16 protein-coding genes and 7 pseudogenes are annotated in these 13479 nt (G+C 72.9%); all 23 read right to left on the bottom strand.

The features are described 5' to 3' along the window. Nucleotides 1–82: 82 nt before the first annotated feature. Nucleotides 83–532, bottom strand: coding sequence for a GNAT family N-acetyltransferase (locus G5V59_RS08425; protein ID WP_278256160.1), 450 nt, complete (start codon nucleotides 530–532; stop codon nucleotides 83–85). Further along, nucleotides 519–1458 (bottom strand): annotated as a pseudogene (locus tag G5V59_RS08430) (RluA family pseudouridine synthase). Before G5V59_RS08430 ends, G5V59_RS08425 begins: the two are co-directional and overlap by 14 nt. Beyond that, the gene (locus G5V59_RS08435; protein ID WP_278256161.1) at nucleotides 1455–1901 is read right to left on the bottom strand and encodes a signal peptidase II; all 447 of its coding nucleotides are present in this window, start codon (nucleotides 1899–1901) and stop codon (nucleotides 1455–1457) included. Before G5V59_RS08435 ends, G5V59_RS08430 begins: the two are co-directional and overlap by 4 nt. Then, entirely contained in the window at nucleotides 1898–2095 is a 198-nt protein-coding gene (locus G5V59_RS08440; RefSeq protein WP_278256162.1) for a hypothetical protein, read from the bottom strand. The genes G5V59_RS08435 and G5V59_RS08440 overlap by 4 nt, the downstream gene beginning before the upstream one ends. Continuing rightward, the gene (locus tag G5V59_RS08445; protein ID WP_238383508.1) at nucleotides 2068–2136 is read right to left on the bottom strand and encodes a TraR/DksA C4-type zinc finger protein; all 69 of its coding nucleotides are present in this window, start codon (nucleotides 2134–2136) and stop codon (nucleotides 2068–2070) included. Before G5V59_RS08445 ends, G5V59_RS08440 begins: the two co-directional genes overlap by 28 nt. Then, complete coding sequence (locus G5V59_RS08450; RefSeq protein WP_278256163.1) at nucleotides 2127–3200, bottom strand: hypothetical protein; 1074 nt, start codon at nucleotides 3198–3200, stop codon at nucleotides 2127–2129. The genes G5V59_RS08445 and G5V59_RS08450 overlap by 10 nt, the downstream gene beginning before the upstream one ends. Nucleotides 3201–3271: 71 nt before the next feature. After that, the gene (locus G5V59_RS08455) at nucleotides 3272–3436 is read right to left on the bottom strand and encodes a hypothetical protein (RefSeq protein WP_278256164.1); all 165 of its coding nucleotides are present in this window, start codon (nucleotides 3434–3436) and stop codon (nucleotides 3272–3274) included. Between the two features lie 60 nt (nucleotides 3437–3496). Further along, a complete protein-coding gene (locus G5V59_RS08460) occupies nucleotides 3497–4114 on the bottom strand; it encodes a DivIVA domain-containing protein (protein WP_278256165.1) in 618 nt (205 codons plus the stop codon). Between the two features lie 216 nt (nucleotides 4115–4330). Beyond that, complete coding sequence (locus G5V59_RS08465; RefSeq protein ID WP_278256166.1) at nucleotides 4331–4573, bottom strand: hypothetical protein; 243 nt, start codon at nucleotides 4571–4573, stop codon at nucleotides 4331–4333. A gap of 283 nt (nucleotides 4574–4856) precedes the next feature. Beyond that, a pseudogene (gene sepF, locus G5V59_RS08470) lies at nucleotides 4857–5357 on the bottom strand (cell division protein SepF). A gap of 198 nt (nucleotides 5358–5555) precedes the next feature. Continuing rightward, nucleotides 5556–6416: pseudogene (locus G5V59_RS08475) on the bottom strand (alanine racemase); the annotation flags it as partial. Nucleotides 6417–6510: 94 nt separating this feature from the next. Beyond that, a pseudogene (locus G5V59_RS36155) lies at nucleotides 6511–6801 on the bottom strand (laccase domain-containing protein); the annotation flags it as partial. Then, nucleotides 6785–7963, bottom strand: a complete 1179-nt coding sequence (gene ftsZ / locus G5V59_RS08490; protein ID WP_341351155.1) for a cell division protein FtsZ — start codon at nucleotides 7961–7963, stop codon at nucleotides 6785–6787. The pseudogene G5V59_RS36155 and the gene ftsZ, both read right to left, overlap by 17 nt. A gap of 239 nt (nucleotides 7964–8202) precedes the next feature. After that, nucleotides 8203–8709: an FtsQ-type POTRA domain-containing protein gene (locus G5V59_RS08495; protein ID WP_278256167.1), complete on the bottom strand. Its 507-nt coding sequence runs from the start codon at nucleotides 8707–8709 to the stop codon at nucleotides 8203–8205. 153 nt (nucleotides 8710–8862) lie between these two features. Beyond that, nucleotides 8863–9408 carry a cyanophycin synthetase gene (locus G5V59_RS08500; protein WP_278256168.1) on the bottom strand — a complete coding sequence of 182 codons (546 nt, stop codon included), beginning with the start codon at nucleotides 9406–9408 and terminating at the stop codon, nucleotides 8863–8865. Nucleotides 9409–9742: 334 nt separating this feature from the next. After that, a pseudogene (locus tag G5V59_RS08505) lies at nucleotides 9743–10231 on the bottom strand (Mur ligase domain-containing protein); the annotation flags it as partial. Between the two features lie 98 nt (nucleotides 10232–10329). Next, entirely contained in the window at nucleotides 10330–10662 is a 333-nt protein-coding gene (locus G5V59_RS08510) for a glycosyltransferase (RefSeq protein ID WP_278256169.1), read from the bottom strand. Continuing rightward, a complete protein-coding gene (locus G5V59_RS08515) occupies nucleotides 10632–11420 on the bottom strand; it encodes a glycosyltransferase (protein ID WP_278256170.1) in 789 nt (262 codons plus the stop codon). Before G5V59_RS08515 ends, G5V59_RS08510 begins: the two co-directional genes overlap by 31 nt. A 10-nt stretch (nucleotides 11421–11430) precedes the next feature. Continuing rightward, nucleotides 11431–11835: an FtsW/RodA/SpoVE family cell cycle protein gene (locus G5V59_RS08520; RefSeq protein ID WP_278256171.1), complete on the bottom strand. Its 405-nt coding sequence runs from the start codon at nucleotides 11833–11835 to the stop codon at nucleotides 11431–11433. Continuing rightward, nucleotides 11766–12005, bottom strand: a complete 240-nt coding sequence (locus G5V59_RS08525) for an FtsW/RodA/SpoVE family cell cycle protein (RefSeq protein ID WP_278256172.1) — start codon at nucleotides 12003–12005, stop codon at nucleotides 11766–11768. The genes G5V59_RS08520 and G5V59_RS08525 overlap by 70 nt, the downstream gene beginning before the upstream one ends. An 88-nt stretch (nucleotides 12006–12093) precedes the next feature. Continuing rightward, a pseudogene (locus tag G5V59_RS36160) lies at nucleotides 12094–12231 on the bottom strand (cell division protein FtsW); the annotation flags it as partial. Between the two features lie 61 nt (nucleotides 12232–12292). Then, a pseudogene (locus tag G5V59_RS08535) lies at nucleotides 12293–12514 on the bottom strand (FtsW/RodA/SpoVE family cell cycle protein); the annotation flags it as partial. A gap of 56 nt (nucleotides 12515–12570) precedes the next feature. Continuing rightward, nucleotides 12571–13479: a cyanophycin synthetase gene (locus tag G5V59_RS08540; protein ID WP_341351156.1), complete on the bottom strand. Its 909-nt coding sequence runs from the start codon at nucleotides 13477–13479 to the stop codon at nucleotides 12571–12573.

Below are 13479 nucleotides of genomic sequence, written 5' to 3' on the forward strand. Positions count from 1 at the left end.
ACTCGGTCGGGGAAGGAGATCAGCCTACGCGACCCGACCCGATGATCGTGGCAGGTGGGTCCGACACCAACCCCCGCGAACCTCAGCCGGGCCAGGTCAGCGCGATGTCGGGGGCGCGCTCGGCGTTGCCGGAGCCGTCGGTCCGCTCGGTCTCGACCAACCCGCGGGCGGCGTAGAAGGCGCGGGCCGGGGTGTTCGAGACGAAGACCCACAGCCCGAAGCCGGGCCCGAGCCGGGCCTTGACCAGGTCGAGCAGGGCGCTCCCGACGCCCTGACCGGCGGCCTCCGGGACGACGTACAGGTCGTCGAGCCAGGTCCGGGTGAAGCGGGCGTAGCCCACGACCCGGTCGGTCACGGCGACCCAGACCTCGTCGCCGCCGCCGATCCGGCTCGCCAGCCAGGCCCGGACCTCCTCGTCGGGGTGCCCGGCCGGCGGCATCGGCGAGGCCGCCCGGGCGCGCAGGTGCACCTCGGCGACCGCGCTCGCGTCCTCCGGCGTGGCCGGGCGCAGCAGCAGGTCAGTGGCTGTCACGGATGACGTCGAGGGCCCGGGCCAGGTCGTCGGGGTACGTCGACTCGTAGGCTGACGTAGCCGCCGTCGGGGTGCTCGAAGCCCAGCCTGACGGCGTGCAGCCACTGCCGCTCCAGGCCGACCCTGCGGGCCAGGACCGGGTCGGCGCCGTAGGTGAGGTCGCCGACGCAGGGGTGCTTGAGCGCGCTCATGTGCACCCGGATCTGGTGGGTGCGGCCGGTCTCGAGGTGGACCTCCAGGAGGCTGGCGAAGCGGTGCGCCTCCAGCGTCTCGTAGTGCGTGACGCTGTGCCGGCCGTCGTCCATGACCGCGAACTTGTAGTCGTGGCGGGGATGGCGCCCGATCGGCGCGTCGATGGTGCCCTCCAGCGGGTCCGGGTGGCCCTGGACCAGTGCGTGGTAGGTCTTGTCGACCGTGCGGTGGCGGAAGGCGTTCTTGAGCACGGAGTAGGCGTGCTCGGACTTCGCGATGACCATCACGCCCGACGTACCGACGTCGAGGCGCTGGACGATGCCCTCGCGCTCCTTGGCACCCGAGGTCGAGATCCGGAAGCCGGCGCCGGCCAGGTGGCCGACGACGGTCGGCCCACGCCAGCCCGGCGAGGGGTGCACGGCGACGCCGACCGGCTTGTCGATCACCACGATGGCGTCGTCGTCGTGGATGATCTTGATCCCCTCGACGATCTCGGGGACGACCTCCAGCGGGTCCGCCTCGGCCGGGATCGCGACGTCCAGCACCGCGCCGCCCAGCACCCGCTCGCTCTTGCCGGCCACCGGGCTGCCGTCGAGCCTGCACCCGGCCGTCGGCGACCAGACTCGGCCGCGCGGGTCCGGGAGACGCCGAAGAGCCTGGGCCAGGACGATGTCGACCCGCTCCCCCTCCAGGCTGTCCGGGACCGGCAGGGTGCGGTGGTCGAGCGTGCTCATGCCTCGCCCTCCGTCGTCCCGTCCGCGGTGCTGGCGGGCTTGCCGGACTTGTCCGCTTTGTCCGCTTTGTCCGCTTTGTCGGCGACCTTGGTGCCGTCGAGGGCGATGCCACGCAGCACCTGGACCAGGATCATCGCCACCCCGACGTTGATGCACATGTCGGCGACGTTGAAGACCGGCCAGTTCGGCAGCATGAGGAAGTCCACGACGTGGCCGCGCAGCGGGCCGGGGTCGCGGAAGATGCGGTCGGCCAGGTTGCCGGTGATCCCGGCGAACATCAGCCCGAGCGCGACCGCCCACCAGCGGCTGCGCACCCGGCGGCTCAGCCAGAGCACCACCACGGTGGCGACCGAGGCGAGCACGGCGAGGGCGACCGTGAACCGGGTACCGAGGCTGAACGCCGCACCGGGGTTGTACGTCAGGTGCAGGCTGCAGCACCTCACCCACCAGGCTCCACGTCCGGCCGGTCGGTCAGGTGGCGCACGGCGAGCACCTTGGCCACCTGGTCGATCGCCAGCAGGCTGACGCCGACGACGGCGAAGAGCAGCCAGGTCTGGGGAGCGGCGAGCAGGGGGCTCCGGGTCTCGTCGGGGCCGTCGCCGCGGTCGTCTACCGGCGTTCCTCGCGCTGCTTGCATGTCATGCACAGTGTGGCACGGGGAAAGGCCATCAACCGCATCTTGCCGATGGGGTTGCCGCAGGACTCGCACACGCCGTACGTGCCGTCGTCGATGCGGGCCAGCGCCCGGTCGATCTGGGCGAGCCTTCTCCCGCTCGTGGTTGAGGACGGTGAGCTCCCTGGTCGCGCTCGAAGCCTGGTGGCGCCCAGGTCCGCCTGGTCCTGGCCGGCACCGTCGCCGGAGTCGCGGAGCAGGCCCGACAGGTCGGCCTCCTGCTCCTCGAGGATCTCGGCGCTGTGGCCGCGCTGCTCGTGCAGGCTCGGCGAGCACCTCGGCGAGCTCGGACTTCGACCAGGCCTCCTCGTGCTCGAGGACGACGAGCGTGCTCGGAGCGGCCTTCTTGGCAGGGGTCTTCTTCACGGGTGCTTTCTTCACGGGTGTGGGCTTCGTGACCGGCTCCGCAGTCTTCTTGGCGGGTGCCGGGGTCGTGGGGGCGGCCTTCTTCGCGGGGGCCGCCTTCTTCGCGGGGGCCGCCTTCTTCGCGGGGGCCGCCTTCTTCGCGGGGGCCGCCTTCTTCGCGGGGGCCGCCTTCTTCGCGGGGGCCGCCTTCTTGGCCGGGGCCGCCTTCTTGGCCGGGGCCGCCTTCTTGGCCGGGGCCGCCTTCTTGGCCGGGGCCGCCTTCTTGGCCGGGGCCGCCTTCTTGGCCGGGGCCGCCTTCTTGGCCGGGGCCGCCTTCTTGGCCGGGGCCGCCTTCTTGGCCGGGGCCGCCTTCTTGGCCGGGGCCGCCTTCTTGGCCGGGGCCGCCTTCTTGGCCGGGGCCGCCTTCTTGGCCGGGGCCGCCTTCTTGGCCGGGGCCGCCTTCTTGGCCGGGGCCGCCTTCTTCGCCGGGGCCGCCTTCTTCGCCGGAGCCGCCTTCTTCGCCGGGGCCGCCTTCTTCGCGGGCTCCGCCTTCGCGGCCGTCGCCGCCTTGCGCGGGCGGATCATCTTCCGGGCGGCGGACGTGGCCTTGCCTGCCAACGTCTTCTTCGTGGTGCGGGCCATGACGACTCCTCAGGAAGGACGGCCTGCGACGGGAGTCGGACAGGCTGCTGCGGAGGGTATCGGCTCGGACAACCCGGTCCAAGCAGGCGCACCGTCGTACCGAAATGCGAACAGCCGGCCCGCCACGAGGGGCGGACCGGCCGTTCGAAGTGCTCAGGTGGAGCGGAGCCGGAGGCTCAGCCCTCCTCCTCGCCCAGGATCGAGCGCAGTCGCTTGGGGGCCGGGGCCTCCTCGACCGGGGCGAGGGTGTCGCCCGGGGTCTGCAGCGACTCGAGTCTGCTGGGTGAAGTAGGCTCTTGAGACGCGAGCGGTACTCACGCTCGAAGGAGCGCAGCGTCTCGACCTCGGCGGAGAGCCTTGTCGCGCTCCTTCTCCAGGTCACCAAAGAGCCTGCGTACGACGCTCGGCGGTCTCGCTGTCGAGCATCTCCGCACGGGTGCGGGCGTCGGACTCGAGGCGGTCGGCCTTGACCTTGGCCTCGGACTCCAGACGCTCGGACTTGGTACGCGCCTCGCCGACGATCTTGTCGGCCTCGTTCTTCGCGTCCTCGACGAGCTCGTCGGCGTTGCGGGTCGCGATCTCGAGCAGGCGAGCGGCCGCGTTGGAGGCCTCGGGGACCGTCTCGACGCGGATCGTCTCCACACCACCGGCGGCAGCCGGGGCGGGCGCGGCGACCGGAGCGGGCGCCGGAGCGGCCACGGGCTCGACCGGAGCGGGCGGCTCCACGGGGGCCGGCGGCTCGGGAGCGGCGACCTCGGGGACCGGGGCGAGCCTGCGTCGGCGCGTCGTACGCCGAGTAGGAGCCGGAGCCGGCGCCGCCGTCAGCCTGCGCCGCGGCCAGGCTTCGCACGGAGGTCGTCGTTCTCCTGGGTGAGGCGAGCCAGGCTCGGCCTCCACCTCGTCCAGGAACTGGTCGACCTCGCCCATGTCGTAGCCCTCGCGCAGCCGGACCGGCGTAAAGCGCTTGTTGCTCACGTCCTCAGGCGTCAGCGGCATGACCTCACCTATCTTCGGAAGTACTAAGGACAAACTGTCTCACCGAACCTTAGCGCCTGCAGTCGAGAAGCCCGCATCACCCGCCGTTGCGTCCGCGCGGCCGGGGCGTGTCGCTCCCGCGAAATGCCCCCGAACACTGGGTCGTGAGACCCGCAGCCGTGGCTCAGAACAGGACGACGCTGCGGTTGACTGAGAGCAGGATGTAGGCCACGACCATCACCAGGAAGAAGGCTGAGGTCGAGGGCGAAGTTGCCGATCCGGATCGGCTTGATGACCTTGCGCAGCGCGTTGATCGGCGGGTCGGTCGCCGAGTACGACAGACTCCAGGAACACCAGTGCCGCACCCCGCGGCTCCCACGAGCGCGCGAACATCTGCACCCAGTCGGTGATGAGCCGCACCCACAGGAATCCGATGAAGGCGAAGAGGATGCCCTCGATGATCCACCCGGCGATGCTCACGCCCCCCAACCTATCGGGTGCCCGGGCGACGCGAACGCCGGGATCGCACAGCCGGGACGCATGTCCCGCAGCCACGCAGGACCCGTAGCCGCCGCGCAGCGGGCCGGCAGCGCGGGGCGAAGCCGGCCCGGAGCCGGAGGAAGCGAGGAACGAGCGCCCGGAGGCGCAGGGAGGCGCCGCTCCGCGCGCCGGCAGTCTTGCCGCCAGGCGGACAGCACCACCTACGCGAGACAACCGCGAGCGCGGCAGCGCGGCAAGCGAAGCGCCGACGCGCTCGCGCGGATCAGGACTGGTTGAAGAAGTCGCGATCCGCGATCAGCTTGCTTGTCCTCCGCGGCGACCGTCACGTTCGGCGGGGACAGCAGGAAGACCTTGTTCGTGACCCGCTCGATGCTGCCGCGGGTGGCGAAGATCAGCCCGGCGGCGAAGTCGACGAGCCGCTTGGCGTCGGAGTCGTCCATCTCGGTGAGGTTCATGATCACCGGGATGCCCTCGCGGTACTGCTCGCCGACAGGCTCGCGCGTCGTTGTACGTCGTGGGGTGCACCGTGGTGATCCGGGACAGGCTCGGCCACCTCGGGCTGGGGCGCGACGGCGACGGGCTGCCGGCGGCGCTCGTCGAGGTCGGCGACGGAGCCGGACGGTACGGCGCGGACCGGCCGGGCCGGGCGCTCACGCGTCTCGCGTGCGGGCCGCTGCTCGGTCTGCTCCTCGTCGTACTCGTCATAGCCGGTGTCCTCCAGCAGGCCGAGGTACTCACCGATCCTGCGCATCGCACCGCTCATGACTGTTGCCTCCGTGTTCCCTGGCCCCGAGTCTCGGGAGCCTGTGGTGGTGTTTCGGACATTACTGGACCGAGGGCCTCGATCCGAGGACCGCGGAGCCAATGCGCACGTGTGTCGCACCGGCGGTGATCGCGGCCTCCGGTCGCCACTCATCCCGGCGGAGAGACGGGTGGCGTCGGGGTGCTGCTGGGTGAAGCGAGCGCGGATCTCGGCGAGCCGCGCGAAGGCGGTGGCCGGGTCCTCGCCGAGGGGCGCGACAGCCATCAGACCGCGCAGGGACAGGTGCTCGGCCGCGGCGACGGCGTCAGCGATCGAGGCCAGGTCGGCAGGGTCCGCGCCGGCGCGGTGCTCCTGGCCGGGTGGGTCGAGGCTGACCTGCAGCAGCACCTCGACCGTGCGACCGCTCTCCCCCGCACCGCGGTCGAGCCGTCCGACCAGGCTGGGCCGGTCGACGGACTCGACGACGTCGGCGTACCGCGCCACGGCGGCCGCCTTGTTGGACTGCAACCCGCCGATGAAGTGCCAGCGCAGCGGCACGCCGGCGCACTCGGCGGCCTTGGCCTCGGCCTCCTGGTGGCGGTTCTCGCCGACGTCGGTGACGCCGAGGTCGGCGAGCAGCCGGACGTCGGAGGCCGGGAAGAACTTGGTGACCACGACCAGCGCGACGTCCTCGGGGGCACGGCCGGCGGCGGTCGCGGCCCGGTCGATCCGCTCCCGGACCGCGGCCAGGCTCGCGCGGAGGTCGTCGGCGCGGGTCATGAGCGCCACACCAGGCCGGCGAAGCGCCCGGAGGCGGCCCCGTCGCGGCGGTAGGAGTGCAGCCGGGCGTCCTCGCGGGTGCACCCGGGCACGGCCGTGACGGCGACGCCGGCGGCGGTCAGGCTGGGCGGCCACACCGGCACCGAGGTCGAGCGAGGGGGTGCCCCAGGTGGTCTCGGCGTGCGTCTCGGGGACCCGGCCGGCGACCTCGGCGCGCATCTCCTCGGGCACCTCGTAGCAGCCGCCGCAGACGTGCGGGCCGATCCAGGCGGAGATCTCGCCGGCGCCGAGGGCGCGCATCCGCTCGACGGTCCGGGTGACCACGTCCAGGCTCGACGCCGCGGCGCCCGGCGTGCGCGGCGCCGACCACGCCCCCGGCGCGGTCGGCGAGCAGGACCGGGACGCAGTCGGCGACCCGGACCATCAGCGCCGTACGACGCCGGGTGGTCACCAGGGCGTCGGCCTCCGGGACCACGGAGGCGTCCTCGACGGTCACGACCTCGTCGCCGTGGACCTGGCTGGCCCGGGCGACCTCGGCGTCGAGCGTGGCCTCCAGCGAGGCCAGCGTGTCCGTCAGGTCCGGGCCCTCGCGGAGGTCGAGCGAGGCGTCCGTGAACGCCACCTCGACCCGGAGCCCGCTCAGGGGCTCCGGGTCGAGGTCGAGGCGCTCACGGAAGACGAACACGGCTCACTTCAGGAAGTCGGGCACGTCCAGGTCGTCGCCCTCGTCGAGCCTGGATCGGCGCACGGTCGTTGCGGACGCCGACCGGCTGCGGCTCGGCCGGCTGCTCGGTGCGGGGCTGCTCGGACCGGGCCGGCTGCTCGGACCGGGCCGGGGTGGCCGGGGCCTGCTGCGCCGGGCGGGAGGCGGGCGCCTGCTGCTGCGGGCGTCGTACGGCGGTGTCCTCACGGCGCTTGGGCAGGCCACCGTCGAAGCCGGCGGCGATGACGGTCACCCGGACCTCGTCGCCGAGGGCGTCGTCGATGATCGTGCCGAAGATGATGTTGGCGTTCTCGTGCACCGCGTCGGCGACCATCGCCGCGGCCTCGTTGATCTCGAAGATGCCGAGGTCGGAGCCACCGGCGATGGAGAGCAGCACGCCGTGCGCCCCGTCGATGGAGGCCTCCAGCAGCGGGCTGCTGATCGCCATCTCGGCGGCCTGCAGCGCGCGGTCCTCGCCCCGGGCCGAGCCGATGCCCATCAGGGCGGACCCGGCGTTGCTCATGACCGCCTTGACGTCGGCGAAGTCGACGTTGATCAGGCCCGGCGTCGTGATCAGGTCGGTGATGCCGGAGACGCCCTGGAGCAGCACCTGGTCGGCCTGCTTGAAGGCGTCGAGCATCGAGACGTTGCGGTCCGAGATCTGCAGGAGCCGGTCGTTCGGGATGACGATGAGGGTGTCGACCTCCTCGCGGAGGCTCTCGATGCCCTCGTCGGCGGACTTCTTGCGGCGGGCGCCCTCGAAGGTGAACGGACGGGTCACCACACCGATGGTCAGCGCGCCGAGCGAGCGGGCGATCCGGGCCACGACGGGCGCGCCGCCGGTGCCCGTGCCACCGCCCTCGCCCGCGGTCACGAAGACCATGTCGGCGCCCTTGAGCACCTCCTCGATCTCCTCCGCGTGGTCCTCGGCGGCCTTGCCGCCCACGTCCGGGTTCGCGCCCGCACCGAGGCCGCGGGTGAGCTCGCGGCCGATGTCGAGCTTCACGTCGGCGTCGCTCATCAGCAGCGCCTGGGCGTCGGTGTTGATCGCGATGAACTCGACGCCCTTGAGACCGACCTCGATCATCCGGTTGACGGCGTTGACGCCGCCGCCCCCGATGCCGACGACCTTGATGATGGCCAGGTAGTTCTGTGCAGACTGCCACGGTGGGCTCCACCTCTCCGGTGTTGCGATGAGTTTGCTGGTGTCCGTTCACCGACGAAGGCGGCCGGACCGCTTCCCCGTGGCCAGCCGGCGTGTCGACAACTCTTACCCTCAACCTGAGGGTTATAGTTATGTCAACCTCGTCGTGATGAAGACGGTAGGGACGCCGAGGACCCGTACGGCGCAGACACGCCGCGCCCCACGCCTTTTCTGAAAACTCAGCGGGTGGTGGGCGCGCCCGGGACCGAGACGTCGTACTCCTGCGCCTTGCGCTTGAGCAAGCTGCAGCAGCACCGCGGCCTTGTCCGGCGAGCCTGTCCGCGCTCCCCCACTCGACCTTCCGGCCGTCGCGCAGCAGCAGTCTGGATCTCGTCGATGGTGCGCACCTCGACGTGGTCGACGAGCCGGGCGACCTCGGGCGAGAGCGCGGCGACGACGGCCGCGCCCTCCCGCAGGGCGTCCTTGTCGGCGCCGCTGCCGACCCGGATCCGGGGCAGGCCCTCGCGCTTGCGCGCCGGCGCCGCGAAGGAGGTCCCGTCGGCGTCGAGGGCGAGCACCTTGGTGCCGAGGTCGAGCACCGCGATCGGCTTGCGCTCGACGATCTCGATGCGCACGTCGTGCGGCCACTTGCGCGAGACGTCGACGTCCTTGACCGCCGAGAGCGACTTGACCCGCTTCTCGATGGCGTCCAGGTCGACCCGGACCAGCGGACCGCCGGTCGGCACCTCGGCCGCGGCGAGCAGGCTGCTTCTGGGTGACCATGTCGTTGCCGACGACCTCCACGCCGTCGGCGCGCAGCCAAGAGGAGAAGTACAGCGCGTAGACGCTGAACCCGACCAGCGCCAGCGCGAGCACCACCGCGAGCACGTAGCGCCAGGTCAGCCAGCGCCGGGCGCGCTGCCGGCGGGCGAAGGCCTTGCGCGCCCGGTCCTGGGCGCGGTCGGCGCCGGGAGCCCGCCGCGGGAGCCTGAGCCTAGCCACGACCGCCCTCCGCGAGCGCGGCCAGCAGGCTGCGGCGCGAGGGCGGTGACGTCCCCGGCGCCGAGGGTCAGCACCAGGTCGCCGGGGCGGGCCACCTCCACCAGCGCGGGTACGACGGCCGAGCGCTCCGGCACGAACCGGACCCGGTCGCCCGGCAGCGGCACCGCCCCGGCCACCAGCGCTCCGGTGACCTCGGGATCGGGGTCCTCCCGGGCGACGTACACGTCGAGGACGAGGACGTCGTCGGCGGCGCCGAGCTCACGGCCCATCGCGGTGCCGAAGATCCGCGTGCGGGAGACCAGGTGCGGCTGGAAGGCCACGATCAGCCGCTGGTCGCCGGTCACCAGCGAGCGGGCGGCCTCGAGGTCGCCCCGGATCTCGCTGGGGTGGTGGGCGTAGGAGTCGTAGACGCGCACGCCGCCGCTCTCCCCGAGCGACTCCATGCGGCGCTTGGCGCCCTGGTGGCGACCCAGCCCGCGGACCAGCGCGGCCGGATCGGCGCCGAGCTCGAGCCCGACGGCGAGGGCGAGGAGCGCGTCCTGGGCGTAGTGCCGCCCGGGCACGGCGAGTCTCGACCTCGCCGAGGTCGGCGCCGCGGGCCTCGACCCGGAACCGGGTGCGGCCACCCTCGATCACCAGGTCCGTGCCGCGGATCGTCGCGCCGTCGGCGAAGGCCGCGGTCACGTCGGCGAGGCCGGCGTCCTCGGCGATGGTCGTGCCGGCTCGCTCAGCGAACTCGGCGAAGGCCGCGGCGTACGCCTCCTCGGTGCCCCAGTGGTCGAGGTGGTCGGGGTCCACGTTGGTGATCACCCCGATCTCGGGGGTGTAGACGAGGAAGGCGCCGTCGGACTCGTCGGCCTCGACGACGGCCACCGGACCGGAGCCGAGGCGGGCGTTGGTGCCGAGCGAGGCGACCTCCGCACCGATCGCGAAGGTCGGGTCGAGCCCGGCCTCCTGCAGCGCGACCGTGGTCATGGCGGTGGTGGTGGTCTTGCCGTGGGTGCCGGCGATGGCCACCACCCGCCGCCCGAGCAGCACCGACTGCAGGCCGGCCGAGCGCGGCCACAGCCGCAGCCCACGGGCCAGCGCGCCGGCGATCTCGGGGTTGTCCTCGCGCGCGGCCGTGGTCGCCACCACGGTGTCGACGCCGTCCAGGTGGGCGGCGTCGTGGCCGACGTGGACGGTGATGCCCTCCTCGCGCAGGGCGCGCACGACGGCGGAGTCGTTGGCGTCGCTGCCGCTGACCTCGACGCCGCTGTGGTGCATCAGCCGGGCGATGCCGGAGAGCCCGGCGCCACCGATGCCGACGAGGTGGACGCGGCCGAGCCGGTCGGCGGGGAGGATCTCGTCGGGGACGGGGATCTTCACCGGGCGGCGTCCTGGATGATCCGGGCCAGCCGCTCGTCGGCGTCGCGCGGCACCAGGTGGGCCGCCGCGGCGCCCATGGCGGCCAGCCGGCCGGGGTCGGCGAAGAGCGCGGGGACCGTCTCGGCGACCCGGTCGGCGGTGAACGCGGCGTCCTCGACCAGCAGCGCTCCCCCGGCCTCGACGACAGGCCGGGCGTTGAGCGCCTGCTCGCCGTTGCCGATCGGCAGCGGCACGAAGACGGCGGGTACGCCGCTGGCGGAGGCCTCCACGACGCTGGACGCCCCCGAGCGGCACACCATCAGGTCCGCCGCAGCCAGGGCGAGGTCCATCCGCTCGACGAAGGGCAGCACGACGTAGGGGACGCCGGAGGCGACGGGGGGCCGACCAGACTCGGGTCGCTCGCGCCGTTGGGCCCGACCACGTGCAGCACCTGGATGCCGGCCGCCGCGAGCGCGGGCGCGGCACCACTGACCGCCTGGTTGAGCCGGCGCGCGCCCTGCGAGCCGCCGGTGACGACCAGCGTCGGCAGGTCCGGGTCGAGACCGAAGAACGCGCGCGCCTCGGCCCGCAGCGCCGGCCGGTCGAGGGTGGAGATCATCCGGCGGATCGGCAGGCCGACGTACTCGGCCCCCTTGAGCGGGGTGTCGGGGAAGCCTGACCGCGACCCGAGTCGCCTTCCGGGCGCCGAACTTGTTCGCGATGCCGGGCAGGGCGTTCTGCTCGTGCACGACCAGGGGCAGGCTTTGCGGCGCCGCGCGGCGAGGTACGCCGGCATGGAGACGTAGCCGCCGTAGCCGACGATGACGTCCGGGCGGACCTCGTCGACCACCTCGAGCGCGGCCTTCACCGCGCCCCGCAGTCGCGAGGGCACCAGCGCGAGGTCCTTGCCGGGCTTGCGCGGCAGCGGGACGGGCGGGACCAGGCGCAGCGGGTAGCCCGCGGCCGGGACCACCTTGTTCTCCAGGCCGCGCGGGGTGCCCAGGCAGGTCACCTCGACGTCCGGGTCGAGGCGACGCAGCGCGTCCGCCGTCGCGAGCAGTGGCGAGGTGTGCCCCGCCGTTCCCCCACCGGCCAACAGAACTCGCACGAGGAAGAACCTACCCGCGGGCGGAGAGCCCGGCCGAACGGGCCCGGCGTCGCTGCTTGAGCGCGCGGGCGGCTGCCGGCTCGCGACGGGCGAAGCCGATCACCAGGCCCAGCGCGGCCAGGGTGGGCAGCAGGCTGGAGCCGCCGTAGGAGACCAGAGGCAGCGGGATGCCGATGACCGGCAGCAGCGCGAGCACCATGCCGACGTTGATGATCATCTGACCGAGCAGCCAGATCACGATGCCGAAGGAGCAGTAGCGCACGAAGGGCTCCTTGGTCTCGCGCGCCACCCGGATGCCGGCGTAGGCGAGGACCAGGAAGAGCGCGATGACGAGCAGGGTGCCGATCAGTCCCAGGCTCCTCGCCCAGCACCGCGAAGATGAAGTCGGTGTGCGCCTCCGGCAGCCTGGCCCCACTTCTGCTGGCTGGCGCCGATCCCCTCGCCGAAGATCCCACCGCTGGCCATGGCGTACAGGCCGTGCGCGGGCTGCCAGCCCGTGCCGTGGTAGTCCTTGAACGGGTCGGCGAAGTTGTAGATGCGCGCCAGCCGCTCGCCATCGGTGGCGGCCAGGCCCAGAGCCAGCACGCTGACGCCGGAGAAGGCCAGCGCGAAGAGCCTTGCCGGGGGCGCCGACCACCCACAGCATCGAGACGAGCAGAGCGAAGAACACCAGCGCGGTGCCGAGGTCGCGGCCGACCACCACGAGCGAGGTCGCGAGCACCATGCCGGGCACCACGGGCACCAGCATCTGGTGCAGGTTGCCCAGGCGGCGCTCCTTGTTGGCGTAGATGTGGCTGGCCCAGATGATCAGCGACGAGCTTCGCGATCTCCGAGGGCTGGATCTGCAGCGGGCCGAGCGCCAGCCAGTTCTTGTTGCCGTTGACCTCGACGCCGACCTTGGCGGTCAGCGCCAGCAGCAGCAGCGAGAGCGAGAACGCCGGATAGGTCAGCCCGCGCACCCAGCGCACCGAGACCCGCGAGGCGAGGAAGGCGCACGGCACGCCGAGCAGCACCCACATCACCTGGCGTCGTACGACGGTGTAGGAGTCGCCGGTCTGCTGGTAGCTGTAGACGCTCGAGGCGCTCAGCACCATGATCAGCCCGATGGTGAGCAGCAGCGCGGTGGCGCCGAGCAGCAGGTAGTAGGTCGTCAGCGGGCGGTCCAGCGCGTCCTTGAGGGCGCTGGTCCAGCCCGGGCGCCGGACCGCGAAGCGGGAGCGGAGACCGAGGCGGAGCCTTCTCGGGGTTCGCGGTGGTGATGACGTCCCCCTGCAGTGGCTAGCGCTGGATGTGGTCCCGGACCGCCGCGGCGAAGGCATCGCCCCGGGCGGCGTAGTCGGCGAACTGGTCCATCGACGCACATCCCGGCGCCAGCAGCACGGTGTCCCCCGCCTGGGCGACCTCGGCCGCTGCCGCGACGACGCGAGCCATCCGGTCGCCACCGACAACGTCCCCAGTCTCGGTGCTGTCCACGTCGATCACCGGCACATCCGGAGCGTGTCGCGAAAGCGCCTGGCGGATCACGTCGCGGTCCTGGCCGATGAGGACGACGGCCCGCAGCCGGTCCCCCACCTGGCGCACCAGGTCGTCGAAGGCTCGCGCCCTTGGCGAGACCGCCGGCGACCCAGACCACCGGTGCGAAGGCCGCGAGCGAGGAGGCGGCGGCGTGCGGGTTGGTCGCCTTGGAGTCGTCGACCCAGGTGATGCTGTCGTGCTCGGCGACCACCGCGATCCGGTGCCCGTCGGGCTGGAAGGCCCGCAGACCGTCGCGCACCGCGGCCTGGCTGACCCCGTGGGCCCGGGCCAGCGCGGCGGCGGCCAGGGCGTTGGCGACGAAGTGCGGGGCACGCGAGGCGAGGTCGTCGAAGGTGCACAGGCTCGGCGGCGCTGGTGGAGCGCTCCTCGATGAAGGCCCGGTCGACGAGGATGTCGTCGACGACGCCGACCATGCCCGGCCCCGGCACGCCGAGGGTGAAGCCGATCGCGCGGGCGCCCTCGACCACCTCGGCGTCCCGCACCAGCCTGCTCGGTGCCGGGGTCGGCCGCGTTGTAGACGCAC

Source organism: Nocardioides convexus, from assembly GCF_011090295.1.

Bases quoted from the DNA above. Each gene is read 5' to 3' on its own strand.
- G5V59_RS08440 (WP_278256162.1), bottom strand. From the start codon at position 2,095: ATGCAAGCAGCGCGAGGAACGCCGGTAGACGACCGCGGCGACGGCCCC.
- G5V59_RS08460 (WP_278256165.1), bottom strand. From the start codon at position 4,114: ATGCCGCTGACGCCTGAGGACGTGAGCAACAAGCGCTTTACGCCGGTC.
- G5V59_RS08500 (WP_278256168.1), bottom strand. From the start codon at position 9,408: ATGGAGTCGCTCGGGGAGAGCGGCGGCGTGCGCGTCTACGACTCCTAC.
- G5V59_RS08510 (WP_278256169.1), bottom strand. From the start codon at position 10,662: ATGGACCTCGCCCTGGCTGCGGCGGACCTGATGGTGTGCCGCTCGGGG.